Source organism: Arthrobacter sp. Bz4, from assembly GCF_003075455.1.
Lineage (GTDB): Bacteria > Actinomycetota > Actinomycetes > Actinomycetales > Micrococcaceae > Arthrobacter_D.
In genome coordinates this window covers 366,242-383,328 of the sequence record NZ_QDAE01000001.1, presented here as the reverse complement: position 1 = coordinate 383,328, position 17,087 = coordinate 366,242, and the positions used below count along the sequence as shown (strand labels likewise).

The window sequence follows — 17,087 nt, the reverse complement described above, 5'->3', positions numbered from 1 at the left end:
CCTCACCTTCTTTAACGGACACAATGCCCACCGGGACCTGCGCCCGGGCGTGCACGCCATGTTCTATGGCAAGGTCACCGCTTATAAAAACCGGCTGACGCTCACCAACCCGGGGTATTCGCTGCTTGACGACGACGAAATGGTGGATCCGGCCTTCCTCGAGAGGCCCATACCGGTGTACCCGGCGGCGGCGAAAGTGGAAAGCAAAGACATTCAGAAGGCCGTCGGGAAGCTGCTCGACAGCCTGGTGCACTCCCAACTCAATGATCCGGTGCCACCGGAAATTGCTCGCCGCGACAAGCTGATGAACGTCACCCAGGCGTATGAGCTGATCCACCGGCCGCATGTCATCGAAGACACCTACCGTGCCAAACACCGGTTGCGCTACCAGGAGGCGCTGGTGCTGCAAACCGCACTTGCCCGGCGTCGGGCCCTGACTTCGCTGGAAGAGGCGACGTCGCGCCGTCCACGCCCGGGTGGACTGCTGGACCAGTTCGACTCCCAGCTGCCCTTCACCCTCACCAATGGGCAGAAAGTTATAGGGGAGACCCTCGCTGAGGACCTGTCCTCTTCCCACCCCATGAATCGGCTCCTGCAGGGTGAGGTGGGCTCCGGTAAGACGCTTGTCGCTCTCCGGGCGATGCTGCAGGTGATCGATGCCGGTGGTCAGGCCGCGCTGTTGGCGCCGACCGAGGTGCTTGCCGCACAGCATCTGCAATCCATCACCCGGACGTTGGGGCCATTGGCCATGGGAGGGATGCTCGGGGGAGCAGCTGATGGAACCAAGGTGGTCCTGCTGACCGGCTCGATGTCCACAGCGCAGCGCAAGCACGCAATGCTTGACGCGGCAACTGGTGAGGCCGGGATTGTGATTGGGACCCATGCCCTGCTGTCCGAGAATGTGAGCTTTTTTGACCTCGGGCTCATCGTGGTGGATGAACAGCACCGCTTTGGTGTCGAGCAACGCGACGTGTTGCGGTCCAAGGCCACCAATTCGCCCCACGTGCTGGTGATGACCGCAACCCCCATTCCCCGGACGGTCGCGATGACGGTGTTCGGTGACCTCGATGTATCCACGTTGACCGAGCTGCCTGCCGGTAGGGCGCCGATCACTACCCACCAGGTGGGGCTCACCGAGCATCCTGCCTGGATTCAGCGCATTTGGGCGCGGGCCAGGGAGGAGATCGACGCCGGGCGTCAGGTGTACGTGGTGTGTCCCAAGATTGGCGACCAAGAAGAGGACTCCACGGCGGTTGAGCTCTACTCGCCCGATGGGCCGCCTGACAACCGGGGTCTTCAGCAGGAACTAACGTCGGTCAACGAGTTGTTCGAAACGCTGCAGGAAATGCCGGTCATGCAGGGTGTGTCGATTGGGCTGTTGCATGGGCGGCTGGATCCTGTCGAGAAGTCAGCGACCATGGCTCGCTTCAATGACGGAAGCGTTCAGCTGCTGGTCTCCACCACGGTGATCGAGGTGGGTGTGGATGTTCACAACGCCACGATGATGGTGATCATGGATGCGGACCGGTTCGGCATTTCGCAGCTTCATCAGCTGAGGGGGCGCGTTGGTCGTGGTGGGTATCCCGGAACCTGTCTGCTAGTGACTCAGCTTGACCCCGAGCATCCCAGCAGGGAGAGGCTGGCCGCTGTCGCGTCGACTACAGACGGGTTCGAACTGTCACAGAAGGATCTTGAACTGAGGCGCGAAGGCAACATTCTCGGGGCCTCGCAGTCCGGTGGGCGGTCGGCGTTGAAGTTCCTGCGCGTGGTCAAGGACGTGAAGATCATTGAGAAGGCTCGCGAAGATGCCCAGCAGATCGTGGCGCACGACGTCGATCTGGTGGACCATCCAGACCTCGCCGAGGCGTTGGATCTCTACCTGAATCCCGAGAAGGAAGCCTTCCTGGAACGGGGCTAATCCTTTTGTTCTGTGGAGGACTAGTGGCCACTCCTCCTCCACATTGGGGATGTTCACTGGATCACTCGAATCTATGTTCGATAAAATTGATCCATGACATTCACTCCATTCGAGCAGCAGACCGATACACCTCGGTATCTCGCCTGGTTGAACACCGAGCTGTCGGGGATTGCTGACTCTTTTCGTGCCGAGAGTCTGGTCATGCCAACCCAGGAACTCGCCGAAATCGCGATGGCTATCGAACAGGTCGCCAGAACTGCCGAGCAACTTCAGTTGATTGCGGCACACGCGGTGGAACATCAGAATGTGGCAGTAGTCGGTGAGTCCGATCAGCGGATGAGTTTTGGAATGTCCGACGACGACTCTTCCGGGGGAGGCCTGAACCGCACGGGGTGTAGAGACAACGCCGAGTATCTTCGGAACACTTTGCGGATCAGTAAGAGTGATGCGAGGCGGCGGATTCGTGTATCCGGCCAGGTTTTGCCGACGGTTCAGCTGAATGGTCAGCCGCTTGCTCCTCGGCTTGAACATCTTGGGGCTGCGATTGCTCGATCGGAGGTCAGCAGCCAGGCTGCCACCCTAATCAGTTCGGCCATGGAAAGAGTGAAGCCGTTTGCTTCATGCAAGGATTTGGACGACATGGAAGCCACTCTGACTCGGCAGGCAGTTGTCTCGGATCTGGATGTGCTCAGGGTGCTGATTCAGCGCTGGGAGAGTTTGCTCAACCCTGATGGCTCTGAGCCAACTGAAGAAGTTTTGCGTGCACGGCAGGGAGTCTTTCTTCGGGGTAAGCGTCACGGTCTGCACTTCATCGAGATTTCTGCGACGGACGAACAGTTCGAAGACCTGATCACGGTGATGTATTCAGCCACCAATCCGAGGGCCCGGGCAGGGTTGTCGGCTGCCGAAGCCGAAAAGCTGGGTGGTGTGGCTAAGACTTTAGGTGCAGGTGCAGGTGCAGGTGTAGGTGCAAGGGTAGGTGCGGGCACAGGTGCAGGTGCAGGCACAGTTGCAGGCACAGATGGGTGTGTAGACGCCGGCGCACGGCCGTCTGGTGCCGGGATGGACCCTTCGAACGCTGAGGCTTTGTTCGGTCCCACCGGAGATTCAGCTGCTCAGGGAGCAGGGACTATTCCGGAAGACGAGCTTGATCGGTCGACGTGGGCGCAGCAGCTGCTGGATGGCCTGGTGGGTGCATGTCGTATTGCTTTGGCTAGCAGCAACCTTTCTGCTGCCGGAGGAATGCGGCCGCAGGTGTTGGTCACCATCAACTACAAGGACTTGATGGCCGATGTCGGCAGAGCTGGCCATGCGGCGTTTGGCGGTTTGATCAGTGCTCGGTCGATTCGTCGGATTGCCTGTGATGCGAATGTTTTGCCAGTGGTGCTGGGAACGCAAGGCCAAATCCTCGATGTGGGCAATCCTCGCCGTTTGTTTCCTCCCACTATCCGTAAGGCGTTGACTGCGCGGGATGGTGGATGTGCTTTTCCGGATTGCATGATGCCGTCGCCTTGGACCGAAGGCCATCACATCATTCCGTGGAGTCGAGGTGGACCGACCACGGTGGACAACGGAGTTTTGCTTTGCACCAGGCATCACCATCTGCTTCACCAAGAGGAGTGGAAGATTGAGGTGAGGGACCGGACCCCGTGGTTTGTTCCGCCGCGGTATATCGATCCGGCGCAGAGACCTCGACAGAACCACTATCACCGGGATCATCCCCATCAGCAGGATCGCAATCCGTCATCCTGATCTGCTGCATTGTGTCTGCACTGATCCGGAGTCGATGTATCAATCTGGTTACTGGTGCACAAGTTGGGTTCGGTTTGACTTCGGCCTGCATGAGTCGCAAACCCAGATCCGGCTTCGCCAAGTTCGAGCGAGTTGCCCTGAACGCATCACTGGCGTATCTGCCATTCGCAGCAGTGCGGATACACCGGTCTGCTGAACGCACCGCCGACACGCCGCCTCGTCAACCCATGGTCGGCCCGCTGGTATTTGCTCGTCGCGCGGATGCCATAGCCCAGAACGCATGGCGGACACTCCGCCCGTTCGCCGCGTTGTCCGAAGCGTCGCCCTTTGTTGCAGCGCGAGCGGCGCGCCATGCCGTCAGCAGAGCAGCATGGGTGCCTGGGCTCTCGCCCAGCGCGGGTCATGCGAGTGTACGGTCAGCTCGCACAGAGTCGATACAGTTGAAACATGAGTCGAATCATTGCCGGAGCCGCTGGTGGCATACCGCTATTCAGTGTTCCGGGAACAGCAACACGGCCCACCACAGATCGAGTCAAAGAGGCATTGTTCTCTCGTCTTGATGCCTACGAGGTTATCGCCGATGCCAGGGTGCTTGACCTATTTGCTGGCTCAGGCTCCTTGGGCGTTGAAAGCGCCAGCCGGGGAGCAAAGATCGTCGACCTCGTGGAATCTGCCGACAAAGCCGCAGCAGTCAGCCGAACCAATGCCGATCTGGTGAACAAAGCCCTCAAACATCAGACCGTCCGGGTACACCAACTCAAGGTCGAAACCTACTTGGACCGTGCCGTTCCTGCGGATCAATGGGACCTCGTACTGATGGATCCTCCCTATCCGGTAGAAAACGCGGCCTTGACAGGCATCCTTGAAATCCTGGTTCCTCACTTGGCCGAGGGCGCAGTTCTCGTCTTGGAGCGCTCATCGCGCTCGCAGGAACCCGAGTGGCCAGTTGGTCTGGAACGATTTGCCGAAAAGAAGTATGGCGAAACGAAGTTGTGGTTCGCCGAGCCATCCGCTGAACTACCCTCCGTCTAGATTCCTCTGTGAGAAGGACTTCTAGGCCAGATCCTCCTCCAGACGCTCAAACCAACGGTGAGCAACTGTGCGATAGGCGGGCCGAAACGCATACAGACATGCCAGCCTGAGTTTGGTTGACACTGAATAGGCGTGCAACCGTGTATCGGCCACATTCATTACCGAAGCGGTCTCGAGGATTGCCTGCTCAGCGGTCGATGCCGTAGCAGCAGAGAAAACACCCTGCGCCCGCCGAAAATCTATATGGACCAACAGGTTCGCCAAATCCAGCGCAGGCTCAGCGACGGACACAGTGTCACAGTCGATCAACCCGATCGCGCCAGAATCAGCGTTGAAAAGCAGCTGTTTGTCGTGCAAATCCCGATGCGACAAAACGGCCGATTGCGGCGCTCCGGAAATCAACAAACGAGCCACCTGGGACGATGCGGTTTGTAGCCTTTCAGCTGAAACAGGCAACGCTCCGAACTGCTGCACCTGGTTCACCCAGCGTGACACCGTTCGAACCTCATCGCCCGTCGAGTGATTGAGCAGTTCAGGTCGACCGGATGCCACCGGCGATACAGCCAACCTGGGCCATCGCACCGCCCACTGTTGCCACGCCTGTTCCCACATGTCCTCCGGGGAAAGGACTTGCTCGAAAGAGGGTTGCTGCAAAGAACTCTGGCCCGGGGAGACCTGGCCCGACCGGACAGGTCCGGTCAACCCCTGACCTAGTTCGTGGAAACTGACTCCGCGAACCGCTGCCAGGGTGACGCTCGCCGAAAGCTGACCAACGACGTCGGGCATCACTATCCCCGATGGCTGAGTCAACTCACCCATCAGACGATGAGAAGCAGCAACTCCTTCAGCCCTGCCTGGTGCGAGTAGCTTGGTAAAGCCCACAGCATCGCGCACCACAGCACGGCGTTTGTACCGATGTACCAACAGCTGTCCCTGTGCCGCAGCGCCAGGCAAACCAGCGAGCACGGGATCCTCGGCAAATGGGGACACCCGCACTCTGCCGTCGGGCTCGATTGTTCCAGCACGTATTTGATCGTTCTCGACGTCAGAGGCCTCAAAGGTCAGCCGACCACCATCTTTGGGCCACGCCCGATGGACCTTTAGCTGTCGGCCGGAACGATCAGTTACAATCTCAGGAACAGATCCTGCCACAGATACCGATTCAGGAGCGGTTACGGGGCCAGGCACTCCATCGGTCAGGGTCTTGGGAACAGTCGTCACCACAGGATGTCCTCCATCAGCTCAAGGTGGCTAGCCATGTCGTGCCGCCAGGTGGGGGAGCAGGACCGAAAAGAGTCGCTCAAACGACTCAGTAGGTGAAAGATGGTCCACGCCAGCACCTCAGAATCGGTGGCACCGGACGGCCCAGCGCTGTAGCCGTCCAGCATTGCTGCCGTACGGGGGAGCGACAACACGTCAGTACCCTTCGGCAGAGGGCCGTCAGCAACTCGGTGCAAAATCTCTACGGCCGCAAAACTGCCCAGATCCGAGGCGCCAGCACCATAGGTGCAACGTTCCAGGTCGGTCAACCGAATGTCGCTGCCATCGACCAACACCTGATCGGCGGAAAAGTCGCCATGCATCAGCGCCGCCCTGCCCGGACGTCGTAGCAACGGCTCCAACCCGGCACGCAACCGCTCAAGACGACCAGCAAGCTCCGGATACAGCGAAGAGTTCTCTGCCACCAGGTCCATCAGCGATCCGGCCGCGCCCGCCACCGATGGGTACCAAACGCAGGGGGTTGGGCATGAAGAAGAGCCAACGCCACACCCGCTGCATAGGAAGCTGCTCCGGCGCCGTCCTGCTCGACAGTGCTGAGATCTCCAGCACCAAACCACGAGAGGTATTGGAGATGCCGCGATGAAGGCAACCCCACGGGCTCAACACTCTCCAGCACCGGGACTCCACTCGCAGCGAGCTGTGACAGCAGCTGGCCATCGGCATCGGGGACAGCCGTTCCGACTTTGCACACCAACCGGTCCTCCCCGTGAAGTACCTCAAACACCACCCTGCGCTGCGGGTTGTAGTTGAGCACCTTCACCAGACGATCGGTAAACAGACGATCCATCCCCGCCCGGCGAAACCGCGCCAACGGCTTGTACAGCCGGTGGTCCAGTTCGATCGGACCCGTCACCAGACGGTGGCCCGGATGATCCGACAGCGCCACGTTCTCGAGCGCCAACCCACTGGCCATCGCCCGACTGAAGACCTTCTCCAGCTTGACTGCCGAATGAGGTGCATAGGTGGCCAACCAGCTGATCCCGCCGTCGTCCTCCCGCAACCTAACGACAGCCGACGTACCCGGCTTATGTCGTAGCCGATCAGCACGCACCGGCCGACCCAGCAGTTCGCTCAGCTGGTCCCCATCGAAAAACGTGGCAAGGCCTGGCAAAGCAGGATCCTCTGTCGACGTCGCACTGACAGTCATGGCGTTCATGCTGCGCCACCGGCGGACTTCTCCGCCAGATGCGCTTCGTCGGCTGCCTGTTGCTGACGAACCCACGAAGCAAACACCTGATGCTCCATCAGTTCAGCAGGAGACCCGTCCAGCAGCACCCGACCCTCCTGCAACCACACCACTCGATCATGAGTGAGAGCCACCGACGCCTCGTGGGTAATCGTGATGGTGGTACGACCCTCGGTCAGGGTGGCCAGACCCGCCAACACCTCAGACCGTGACTCCTGATCCAACCCGGTCGTCACCTCATCGAGAATCACCACGGGCGCATTACGAAGCAACGCGCGCGCAATGGTGATCCGCTGACGCTGTCCCCCGGACAACGTGCCACCGCGCTCGCCGACCAGGGTGTCGTAGCCGTCGGCAAAACCCGAAATGAACGTATGGGCATTGGCTAGTTTCGCAGCCCGCTCCACCTCCTCGTCAGAGGCATCGGCACGGCCATAGCGGATGTTTTCCCGGATGGTGCCGGTGAACAGCACAGCATCCTGCAGCACCAGACTGATATTCGACCGCAACGACTCCAGCTTCACCATCCGCAGATCAAGCCCGTCGACATGGGCCGACCCCGATACCGGATCCATCATCCGCACCATCAGCGACACCAACGTCGACTTCCCGGACCCGGACGGACCCACAATCGCGGTCTTGCGACCACCCACCAGCGACAGATTCAGATTCTTCAGGACCGGCGCACCATCACCGTACGCAGCCGTCATGTCCCGGAACTCGACATCGCCCCACACCTTACCCAGGGGCACTGCGTCGGGGGCATCAACAATGTCCACCCGCTCATCGAGCAGATCGGCCACCCGCTCACCGGACGCCGTCGCCCTCGCAATCCGCCCGGTGTACTTGGCCAAATCGCGCAACGGCTTCATGGAGGTCTTCAGGTACATCAGAAACAGCACCAGGTCGCCGGGAGTCATCGCTCCCTGTACCACCCGCCAGCCGCCACCGGCCAGGACGACGGCGGTAGCAACGCCGACAATGACGTCGGTGCGTCGCTCCAACGCGGCCGCCAAACGGCGGGACTGCACCCCGTCCCTGAGCGTCTTCTGGTTGCTGCTCCCAAACCGATCCGACAGCGTCTTCTCCAGGCCATAGGTCTGTACCACCCGAATGGCACCCAGACTCTCCTGGGCGGTGTTGGCCAACGACCCTTCACCTTTCCGGGTTCGGCGCGCAGCAACAGTGATCTTTCCGGTGCTCAGCCGCGACAACAACAGGAAGCTGGCACACGCCACCAGCACCACCAACGCCAGCAACGGATCAAGCCAGAACATCACGCCCCCCATCACCACCAGGGTGATGCAGTTGGCGATCAGCGGCAGCCCGGCGCTGACCGCCACCTCCTGCAGTCGACCGACGTCGCCCACCAACCGCTGAATGGTGTCACCGGTCCGCGACGACGAATGGTAGCGCGTGGACAGTGACTGCACATGCTCAAAAACACGTCCCCGCAGTTCGGTGGCCACCCGCGATCCGGCAAGAGCAAACGCCACAGTGGCCAGATAGTTACAGAGCGCCCGCATCCCAATGATCACCAGGAGACCGACGCCGCAGGCCAGCAGCAGCCCTTCGGTGGCCAACGGGCCAGTTCCGGCAAGCTCGGCGCCCAGGCTGCGCGAGATGGCATCGACCACAAACTTCACCGGCCATGGCTCCAGCACCCTGAAGATCACTTCGAAGAGCAACGCCACCACTCCGCCGCTCATCAGCATCCGGTGTTGCCGTAAATGGGGTTTGGCGATGTTGATGGTCCGACGCAGCGGGCTGCGCGCCATTTTGGGACCGATGGTGGGCAGTGTCGCCGGTTCCAGTGCCCTGACGATTTCCGGAACCGTAGGGGTCTTCGAAATGGTCATGCCAGGATCCCTTCGGTAATGCGGTCCAGCACGCTGTCCCAGCTGTGATGATCGGTTGCCATCCTGCGTGCAGCATCCGACATCGCAGCTCTGGCGAGCGGAGCCGCGGCCAGGTCGTCAATCGCAGCAGCAAGCGCCGCAGGATTTGACGGATCCACCAGAAGGCCGGTCACGCCGTTGTCGATAATTGACGGCACCTGGCCCACCCGGGATGCCACCACCGGCAATCCCGCCGCACAGTATTCATAGATCTTCAGCGGCGAGAAGTACTGATCATTGGCGTCCTCCATGGCAGGATAGGGCGCCGTCGCGACCGCACAGCCAGCCAACGCCGCAGGAATGAAGTCGGGGGTGAGGGCGCCGGTGAACTCGACGGCCGTGCCGGTCGACACAGCGAGTTCACGAAGCCGCTCACCCTCCGGTCCAGCTCCGACGATCCGTAACGCCCAATCTGTGGACGCAACAGCTTTCGCCTGGATCAGCGTCTCGACGCCGTGCCAGGGCTTCAACGTGCCAACAAACACCACCACGGGGCTGCCAACAGTCTCCGGGGTCGGCCGAATCCGATTGACGTTCACCCCATTCGGAACCACCGCCACCGTCGAATGATGCTCAATGGAAACCCGTTCCTTCACCCACTCAGCGACCGGCTGCGACACGCACACTGTGCGGGCTGCCGCGGCCACCTGACGCTGCAACGCCTCGAGTGCAACATCCTCACCCACGAGTGAACGATGAATGCGTTGCTCATCGATCAGCGGAGCATTGACCTCAAGGAAGCCCGGAATGTTCAGCGCAGAAGTCACCCGGGCGAGGGCGTCGCTGAACAGTGAATAGCGTTCATAGGCCACCGTTGCACCATCGGCGATGACCCGACCGGCCAATGCCGCAGCGGCAGCTGCCTGGGCACGTTCCCGTTCGTCCCCGCTGCCCTTGGGAATGCTCTGCACGACTACCGGGACATCGGCAAGATCAGCCGGAATGTCGGAGCCCGGACGAGTGCAATAAATCGTCACGTCGGCGCCACGTGCACGCCAACTGCGGATGATTTCCTGCACATGAACCGAGGCACCCTTGGAGCCAAAGATCGGAACCCCGGGGTCGAGGCACAGATAGGCGACACGCATCATGAGGGGGCCACCGCCTCTGCCAGTACCCGATCCGCTGGTCTGCCCGGTGTGTTGCTGGGCGCCTTACCCGATTCAAGGTCCTGCAACAGCGCTGACTGCCGATGGGAATCGAACGACTTCTCGATTACCCGCCGAGCAGCAAGGGCAACCGACTGCCGATCAAACGACGACGACGCCACAGTCACCAAGGCATCAACCAGATCGCTAGGCACACCCGAACGGATCAAGATCCCGGTCTGCTCTTTATCCGCTGTCCCGCTGTCCGACTCCAGCTCTGCAGCAAACACGCCGTTAGCGTTGGTGATGACCTCGGGTATCCCCGTCACATCGCTGGCGATGCACGGCACTCCCATTGCCATTGCCTCCAACAGCACGGTCGGCAGGCCGTCGGCGTTGCCGTCCTGACCCACCAGGCAGGGGGCCGTGAACACATCGGCCCATCTCAGCAGTTCGACCACCTCGGCCTGAGTCCGCGGACCCAGCAGCGTCACGGTGGACTCCAGGCCGAGCTGAACGATCTGCTGGGCCAACACCTCGTAAAGATTTCCGCCACCAGCGATACGGACCTCAAGCGCCACACCCTGACGCGCCAGTTGGGCGACGGCGTCGACCAGAAGATTGAACCCCTTCTTTTCGACCAGTCTTCCCACGGCGGCAACCCGCAGCACTGGCCCGGGGGCAGAGGGCGAAACAAAGGGAAACCGCTCGAGTTCGAGTCCGTTGTAGACCCGCGACACCCGGTCAGCATGTTCGGGATAGAGCCGCGCCAGGTACGCCAGATTGAAATCACTGACCGTGACCACATGGTGCGCGGTACCGATCAGACTCCGCAACACCTCGAGATCCACTTCCTCATGAAAGATGTCCTTGGCATGGGCGGTGAACGAGAAAGGAATACCTGTCAGCTCAGAGGCGATCTTGGCGGTGCGGGTGGCAATCGAACCAAAATGCGCATGTAGGTGGGTGATACCCCGCTGCGAAAGCAGGGTGGCGAGCTCCACGCCCTGATGCACCTCGACCGGATCCAGTCCAGCAAGGTCCGGAAGCATGCGGGCGAACCGCTCCCCGAAGCCTGGCATCGCCGAGTGCGCCGCAGACATGATGGCCCACCCGTCAGCCAATTTCGCTGGCTTGGACACATACGTGACGGGTGCCTGCACCCGTGCCAGCTCGGGGTGAAAGCGAGGATCGGCTGGCGGCCGCAACGAAAAGATCTCCAACGCGTCGCCGGCGGCCTCACGAGCCAGAATTTCGGTCACGATGAAGGTTTCCGAAAATCGGGGATAGATCTTCAGGATGTAGGCGGTGCGGGCGGGACTAGACGGATGCAAGGGTCTGCCGATCGGTGTGACGGGTGGACGGTCCGGCCGATACGGACGGTCCGGGCAGCTCGGTGGACACCGACGTCGTCGAACCAGCCAGGCCGAGCAAATCGGCTGCATAGCCGCCAACGGTCTGGAGCCCGCTCCGGTCGACGTTGAGGCGTTGCGTCGGCGTTCCCACCACCGAGTCGAACCAGTCCGTGAGTACCTGTGGCGTGAACTGGTCGGGATGACACAGATCCACGAGCTGATGATGAGCCAACGACCGGGCCCGAATGAGCTGTTCCTGGCGAGGAATAACCCGCGGAACAACCAATGCCGGAGTGGTGGTGCTTATGATTTCGCACACCGAGTTGTACCCGCCCATTGACACGATCGCCGACGCTTCACGCATCTCGGCCAGACCGTCTCGCACCATCGACACCACCCGGGTGCCCGGCGCAGCCGCCTGTTCGATGAGGATCCGGTCCTCCTTGGGCAGCTGGGGTCCAGTAATTATCAGGTGTTCGTAGCCGTGGGGGACTGTTGCCTTGGCTGCGGTCAGCAGAACTGAGCGTCCATCCGAACCGCCGCCGGCCATGGTCAGGACGTAGGGCTTTCCTGTGGCACCGGTGCGTCGCCTGGATTGCCGACCATCGGCCAGATAACCGGTGTAGCGCACCATTGACGCAAGCTTGCCGGGAATTTCACCGGACTTCACCGGATCGTGGATTGCCGGGTCTCCGTATACCCACAGTTCATCGAAATACTCCCGCAGACGATCAAGGTTACCAAGGGCATTCCATTCCCGCCGTGCGACCTTGGGAGTGTCCAACACCTCACGCAACCCCAATACGACCTTGCAGTCGGGTCGAGCCTTCTTCAGTTCTGACAGCGCCGAAATAAGTTCGCGGTCGACGCCGAATGCGTGACGGTCCACCACCACTAGGTGGGGCCGAAATTCGGACAGCACGGCATCCATGATCTGCGACCGCAGCCTGATGAGCTTGGACTGATTGATTGCCAGATTTCGGGGCGTATAGCCGTCGCTGCCCTTGGAAATGCCAGGAAGCACCACCCAGTCCCAGTCGTCGGGACTGTCGAACCGGGTGGCCTGGGATTCACCGGTGACCAGCAACCCGGTGACTGTGCGGCCGGTCAATCCCGGCAGGCTTGCAGCAAAAGTGTGCGCCAACGCCAGATTGCGTCGGGTATGGCCCAGCCCCTGGGAATCATGCGAGTAGAGTACGACGCGAAGTTCTTTGGAACAGTGCTCGGTCGAGGTCAGTTCCTTCGACGAGTGTGCCTGAGACACATGCGTTTCCATGGTGGTGACCGATCTTCCCCTGCGGTGATGTGACTGCTGCAAGTTCTCTATCTAGTCAGTCACCTATGAGACGTTCGTGAGCCCCTGATGAGAGAACTCTCATCCGGCAGCCTGCCAGCGAAGCCCCGGGTGGCGGGCACGACCGCGCTGAAGAGATGCCAGGACTGCCCCGTGGGACTATTGGGGTCAGCGCCCGTCCTGAAAGATCAATCATGAAACCTGCCTCACACCACCCAGTTTTCAGTACCATCGGCACGATCAGAGCCGTCTCCCTTTTCGCGCTGAGCGCCGGGCTGTGGTGGGGGTGGTTCGCATGGGACACAGAGTACGCCGTCGACCCCGCAACAGGCTCGGTATCCGGGCCCTATGAAGCGTGGCAGGGTGGCGGATGCATTCTCGCCTGGGCAGGTCTCGGCTGGATTGGCAACAGGATGCTGCATCCGGCTGCTGTTGTCGCGATTATGCCAGTCGCCTTCACCACGGCGTTTGCCATCTCAGCCGCACCGATGGACGATTCTGGGCTGTGGATCGTTGGCGCGATTCTCATGATCGCGGGCACCTCGATCTTCACCGCGCTCTTCGTGGCGCTCCTGAACTGGCGTACTCCCGCTCATGCACAAACCCGGCCGTCCTAGTGGGCAACCGGGTCTGTGACGCTGTGAAACTTGGGGGAAAGTCCTATTGCGGTTGGTAGGACAGGCAATCAGCGGTGTCGGCGCCGTGGCCAATTGTCACATTGGTCTTGCCGCACATCAGGTGGTCGTTGAACGTGCATTCGGTGCGCTGACAAGCACCGACGTGAGCCAACACCATCGGCAACCCCCCGGTCGCTGAGGTGTCGATGAACGTCGAACACGAGGCATGATCGCGGCTACCACCGACAGTGATCGCGTAGGCAGTACAGCCGTCGTGATTGAAAGAGCAGGATTCCACACTGCACTCTGAAACACTCGCAACTTCGGTCGTCATGGTTCCTCCATCAGTAGCAATCAGCGATGGCAACAGGATCACAGGATCAATAGGATCAATAGGATCAACACTGCCCAACCCGTCGTCTTATGCCCCAACCATACTGCTGAATGAATGAAAAAGCAGCCGATTAAAAGCAATTCGATAGCGCACATTAAATTAGCGTATTTATTGCTTTCGTATCGCGTACGGCTGAAGAGCATATTGCCTGCTCAGGCGTTACCGCGGTCCCGCAGAGAATGCAACAAGTTCGGAACCGGTCACCACAACACCTGGATGTGGACCCGCCGCTACCAGCGGATCCGACCACTCGGCTGGCCACACCGAATCGGTTCCCACCAGCACGATATTCCCAGCCAGTTGCCCTCCGATCATTCCCGCATCAGCCAACACCGCGACGTCGTCGGCCGCCTCCTGCAACCGACGAACCTGGGCACGCGCAAACGTCAGCGGCGGATCGTCCCCAACATTGACGAGAACAACGCCGTCCGGAGCCGCCAACGAAGTCAGCGCCTGATAAAACGCTTGATCGGTGAGATGGGCGGGAGCATCATCGCCGGCAAACACGTCGAGCACCACTGCATCAAACGAACCCGGCTCAAACCTGTCGAGCGCCGCCCGGGCATCCGCGATCACCAGGGAACACCTGGTGCCATCAGGCAGCGGCAGATGCTCCAGCACAAAGTCCAACAATTCCCGTTCCAGTTCAACCGCAACCTGCTCAGAACCTGGCCTCGTCGCCTGGACATAGCGCGCCAACGTCAACGCGCCAGCACCGAGATGCAACACATGAATTGGCTTACCGGCAGGCTTAAAGATATCCAGGACATTCGCAATACGCCGCAGATACTCATAAAAGACATGTCCGGGATTCCCCAGATCAACATGCGATTGTTGGGCACCGCCAATACTGAGAATGTAAGCGCCCTCGGTGAACGCGTCTTCATCAATTTCGGCTAGCTGGCCAATGTCGGCCAAATGAAGGGTGGGCACAGCACCATCCTCGTCGGCGCCCAGATCCACACCCTTCACAGCCGCGACCGCAAATTCGACAGACGGTCAGCTGCTTCTTCGAGCACCTCGGTCTTCTTGCAAAACGCAAACCGGAGCAACGAACTGGTCCGTGCGGCGCCGTCGGGATGGCAAAAGACAGCCACCGGAATAGCCGCAACCCCCAGCAGTTCGGGCAACCGCCGAGCCAACCTGGTGGCATCCGAAATTCCCAGCGGCGCTGCGTCGACGTTCACAAAGTACGTGCCCTGGGGCGTGAAGACATCAAATCCGGCAGCCTCAAGGCCGGCACTGAGAATGTCCCGCTTACCCTGCAGCGTTGCTGCGGTGGTCGCAAAGAAGCTGTTGTCAAGACCCAAACCGTGTGCAACAGCGCTCTGGAATGGAGTCCCTGAACTGTAGGTCAAAAAGGTCTTTACCGTACGGACCGCCGAAATGAGTTCCCGCGGCCCACTGATCCACCCAATTTTCCAGCCGGTGACCGAGAACGTCTTCCCTGCCGAGGAAATAGTGAGCGTGCGGTCCGCAGCGCCAGGCAACGACGCAATCGGCACATGCCTGACGCCGAAGGTGAGGTGTTCATACACCTCGTCGGTCACGATCACCGAGTTGTGCTTCACCGCAAGATCGACGACCTTCTGCAACACCTCGCGCGTAAACACGGTGCCCGTTGGATTATGCGGATTGTTGAGCAGAATAATCCGGGTATTGGCGTTGACAGCCCGCTCTAGGGCATCCAGATCGGGCTGGAAATCGGGAGCCGACAACGGAACAGTGGTGTGGGTGGCGCCACTGAGGCCGATCGTCGCGCCATACGAGTCATAGAACGGTTCAAAGGTGAGCACCTCATCGCCGGGTCCGGCAAGAGCCAAAACTGTTGACGCAATGCCCTCGGTTGCGCCGGTGCTGACGATAATCTCGGAGCCGGGATCCGGGGTCAGCCCATAGAACCGCTCCTGATGGGCAGCGATGGCTTCCCGCAGCACCGGCAATCCCTGCCCCGGCGCATACTGGTTCGCGCCGGCCGCAATGGCAGCACGTGCAGCCTCAAGAATCTCAGCCGGACCATCCTCATCAGGAAAACCCTGCCCCAGGTTGATGGCACCGTGCTGCATCGCCAACATGGTGATTTCCTCGAAGATCGTGACACCGAGACGCCCATCGGCGGCCAACAGATTGGCGCCCGACGCCGTCCGTTGCCATGGCGTAGGGGTTGTCGCGGTGCCGGTCACCAGTGAAGAAGTAGTTGAACTCATGCACTCAAGTATTGCGGTTATGACGCCGCACCGCCGCGGCCGGGTGTACCGAAGCGCACTTCACTGTAGATTCGAACCATGCGTCGCGCAGTCTGCCCCGGATCCTTTGACCCCATCCACAACGGTCACGTGGAGGTCATCGCCCGAGCCGCAAGCCTTTTTGATGAGGTGATCGTTGCGGTGTCCAACAACCCAGCCAAAAAATACCGGTTCGACCTGGATGAACGCCTCGACAGCGTCCGCGAAACCCTCCAGTACCTCCGGGGCGTGTCAGTCCTGCCCATGAGCGAAGGTCTGCTGGCTGACTTTTGCCGCTCACATGGCGCCAACCTCATCGTCAAGGGTCTGCGGTCCAGCCAGGATTTCGACTATGAACTGCCCATGGCCACCATGAATCGCCAACTCACCGGCGTCGAAACCGTCTTCATCCCGGCCGAAAACAGCTACACCCATCTTTCGTCGTCGCTCTTGAAAGAGGTCGACTCACTCGGCGGAGACATCTCGCCGTTCGTTCCCAAGGGTGTGCTGAAAAGGCTCAAACGGCCGTCATCGTAGGGCCCCAATTAGTGGGACGGATCTGGTCCGATGAAGTAGTCTGGCCTGATGAACGACAAGACCCGCCTCGCACCCGAAGATCCATTCCCGAAGGATCTTGACAACCTGGCCGACGGTGAAGTGGAAGTGCTGAACAGCAAAGTCCACCGTCAGATCGACGAGGAGTATGTCGACGAGGGACAACCACACCCCGAGACCGAATTCCGCAAGGAAGAGCTCGACGAGGAACTCGACGAGCGCGACGACGACGGCACATCCGACGGCATGTCCGACGGTGCAGCTAAGTCGCAGGACTCGGGCGAATAGCGAAGGTTGCCAGAAGAAGGCGCGGTCCACTGGTTATTACTTCGTTGCAGTAGCGGCGACTGACACTGGCCTTTAGCTGGCCAGCGTCACAGCACGGCTCGGCACAAGCAACTGTCCTAGTTAGCGCCGAATAAAATGATGAACGGGTGGGTTGCTAACGCACTGCCAACCATTATTTTTCTATCCCCCTGTTACCTCCCCAAG

General features: G+C 60.4%; 16 protein-coding genes. 6 read left to right on the top strand and 10 right to left on the bottom strand.

Going from position 1 to position 17,087, the window contains the following annotated elements:
- The 3 genes from DDA93_RS01850 to rsmD form a co-directional block, all read left to right on the top strand.
- On the top strand, nucleotides 1–1,918 hold a 1,918-nt coding region (locus tag DDA93_RS01850; RefSeq protein ID WP_133185394.1), incomplete at its 5' end, for an ATP-dependent DNA helicase RecG.
- 93 nt (nucleotides 1,919–2,011) lie between these two features.
- Nucleotides 2,012–3,670, top strand: coding sequence for an HNH endonuclease signature motif containing protein (locus DDA93_RS01845; protein ID WP_116777930.1), 1,659 nt, complete (start codon nucleotides 2,012–2,014; stop codon nucleotides 3,668–3,670).
- Nucleotides 3,671–4,117: 447 nt separating this feature from the next.
- Entirely contained in the window at nucleotides 4,118–4,702 is a 585-nt protein-coding gene (gene rsmD / locus DDA93_RS01840) for a 16S rRNA (guanine(966)-N(2))-methyltransferase RsmD (protein WP_116777929.1), read from the top strand.
- A 21-nt stretch (nucleotides 4,703–4,723) separates the two neighbouring features.
- Here rsmD and DDA93_RS01835 read toward each other — a convergent pair whose 3' ends face one another.
- Genes DDA93_RS01835 through DDA93_RS01805 form a run of 7 tightly spaced genes read right to left on the bottom strand, consistent with a single transcriptional unit; the run spans nucleotide 4,724 to nucleotide 12,786 of the window.
- A complete protein-coding gene (locus DDA93_RS01835) occupies nucleotides 4,724–5,926 on the bottom strand; it encodes a phosphotransferase (protein ID WP_133185392.1) in 1,203 nt (400 codons plus the stop codon).
- Nucleotides 5,920–6,387, bottom strand: a complete 468-nt coding sequence (locus tag DDA93_RS01830) for a phosphotransferase (protein WP_207771299.1) — start codon at nucleotides 6,385–6,387, stop codon at nucleotides 5,920–5,922. The genes DDA93_RS01835 and DDA93_RS01830 overlap by 7 nt, the downstream gene beginning before the upstream one ends.
- 8 nt (nucleotides 6,388–6,395) lie before the next feature.
- A complete protein-coding gene (locus tag DDA93_RS01825; protein ID WP_116777926.1) occupies nucleotides 6,396–7,139 on the bottom strand; it encodes a hypothetical protein in 744 nt (247 codons plus the stop codon).
- Nucleotides 7,136–9,028 carry an ABC transporter ATP-binding protein gene (locus DDA93_RS01820; protein ID WP_243400479.1) on the bottom strand — a complete coding sequence of 631 codons (1,893 nt, stop codon included), beginning with the start codon at nucleotides 9,026–9,028 and terminating at the stop codon, nucleotides 7,136–7,138. Before DDA93_RS01820 ends, DDA93_RS01825 begins: the two co-directional genes overlap by 4 nt.
- Nucleotides 9,025–10,158: a glycosyltransferase family 4 protein gene (locus tag DDA93_RS01815; protein WP_243400478.1), complete on the bottom strand. Its 1,134-nt coding sequence runs from the start codon at nucleotides 10,156–10,158 to the stop codon at nucleotides 9,025–9,027. Before DDA93_RS01815 ends, DDA93_RS01820 begins: the two co-directional genes overlap by 4 nt.
- On the bottom strand, nucleotides 10,155–11,417 hold the full coding sequence (locus DDA93_RS01810) for a glycosyltransferase family 4 protein (protein ID WP_165802538.1): 1,263 nt from the start codon (nucleotides 11,415–11,417) through the stop codon (nucleotides 10,155–10,157). Before DDA93_RS01810 ends, DDA93_RS01815 begins: the two co-directional genes overlap by 4 nt.
- Nucleotides 11,418–11,475: 58 nt before the next feature.
- Entirely contained in the window at nucleotides 11,476–12,786 is a 1,311-nt protein-coding gene (locus tag DDA93_RS01805; RefSeq protein ID WP_116777924.1) for a glycosyltransferase, read from the bottom strand.
- Nucleotides 12,787–12,998: 212 nt separating this feature from the next.
- On the opposite strand from DDA93_RS01805, the gene DDA93_RS01800 reads away from it, so the two are divergent.
- Complete coding sequence (locus tag DDA93_RS01800; RefSeq protein ID WP_116777923.1) at nucleotides 12,999–13,421, top strand: hypothetical protein; 423 nt, start codon at nucleotides 12,999–13,001, stop codon at nucleotides 13,419–13,421.
- Between the two features lie 43 nt (nucleotides 13,422–13,464).
- On the opposite strand, the gene DDA93_RS01795 is transcribed toward DDA93_RS01800, so the two are convergent.
- The 3 genes from DDA93_RS01795 to DDA93_RS01785 form a co-directional block, all read right to left on the bottom strand.
- On the bottom strand, nucleotides 13,465–13,755 hold the full coding sequence (locus tag DDA93_RS01795; RefSeq protein ID WP_116777922.1) for a DUF1540 domain-containing protein: 291 nt from the start codon (nucleotides 13,753–13,755) through the stop codon (nucleotides 13,465–13,467).
- 219 nt (nucleotides 13,756–13,974) lie between these two features.
- A complete protein-coding gene (locus tag DDA93_RS01790; protein ID WP_243400483.1) occupies nucleotides 13,975–14,778 on the bottom strand; it encodes a fused MFS/spermidine synthase in 804 nt (267 codons plus the stop codon).
- A gap of 5 nt (nucleotides 14,779–14,783) precedes the next feature.
- A complete protein-coding gene (locus DDA93_RS01785) occupies nucleotides 14,784–16,022 on the bottom strand; it encodes an aminotransferase class I/II-fold pyridoxal phosphate-dependent enzyme (RefSeq protein WP_165802546.1) in 1,239 nt (412 codons plus the stop codon).
- A 78-nt stretch (nucleotides 16,023–16,100) separates the two neighbouring features.
- Here DDA93_RS01785 and coaD point away from each other — a divergent pair, with 78 nt between their 5' ends.
- Together coaD and DDA93_RS01775 are read left to right on the top strand one after the other, a co-directional pair.
- Nucleotides 16,101–16,577, top strand: a complete 477-nt coding sequence (gene coaD / locus DDA93_RS01780) for a pantetheine-phosphate adenylyltransferase (protein ID WP_116777919.1) — start codon at nucleotides 16,101–16,103, stop codon at nucleotides 16,575–16,577.
- A gap of 48 nt (nucleotides 16,578–16,625) precedes the next feature.
- Entirely contained in the window at nucleotides 16,626–16,883 is a 258-nt protein-coding gene (locus tag DDA93_RS01775) for a hypothetical protein (protein ID WP_116777918.1), read from the top strand.
- Nucleotides 16,884–17,087: the final 204 nt, after the last annotated feature.

What these genes read in the sequence shown, in the direction of transcription:
- DDA93_RS01820 (WP_243400479.1), bottom strand. Translation starts at nt 9,028, where the DNA reads ATGACCATTTCGAAGACCCCTACGGTTCCGGAAATCGTCAGGGCACTG.
- rsmD (WP_116777929.1), top strand. Translation starts at nt 4,118, where the DNA reads ATGAGTCGAATCATTGCCGGAGCCGCTGGTGGCATACCGCTATTCAGT.
- DDA93_RS01825 (WP_116777926.1), bottom strand. Translation starts at nt 7,139, where the DNA reads ATGAACGCCATGACTGTCAGTGCGACGTCGACAGAGGATCCTGCTTTG.
- DDA93_RS01815 (WP_243400478.1), bottom strand. Translation starts at nt 10,158, where the DNA reads ATGATGCGTGTCGCCTATCTGTGCCTCGACCCCGGGGTTCCGATCTTT.
- DDA93_RS01805 (WP_116777924.1), bottom strand. Translation starts at nt 12,786, where the DNA reads ATGGAAACGCATGTGTCTCAGGCACACTCGTCGAAGGAACTGACCTCG.
- DDA93_RS01795 (WP_116777922.1), bottom strand. Translation starts at nt 13,755, where the DNA reads ATGACGACCGAAGTTGCGAGTGTTTCAGAGTGCAGTGTGGAATCCTGC.
- coaD (WP_116777919.1), top strand. Translation starts at nt 16,101, where the DNA reads ATGCGTCGCGCAGTCTGCCCCGGATCCTTTGACCCCATCCACAACGGT.
- DDA93_RS01775 (WP_116777918.1), top strand. Translation starts at nt 16,626, where the DNA reads ATGAACGACAAGACCCGCCTCGCACCCGAAGATCCATTCCCGAAGGAT.
- DDA93_RS01800 (WP_116777923.1), top strand. Translation starts at nt 12,999, where the DNA reads ATGAAACCTGCCTCACACCACCCAGTTTTCAGTACCATCGGCACGATC.
- DDA93_RS01785 (WP_165802546.1), bottom strand. Translation starts at nt 16,022, where the DNA reads ATGAGTTCAACTACTTCTTCACTGGTGACCGGCACCGCGACAACCCCT.
- DDA93_RS01845 (WP_116777930.1), top strand. Translation starts at nt 2,012, where the DNA reads ATGACATTCACTCCATTCGAGCAGCAGACCGATACACCTCGGTATCTC.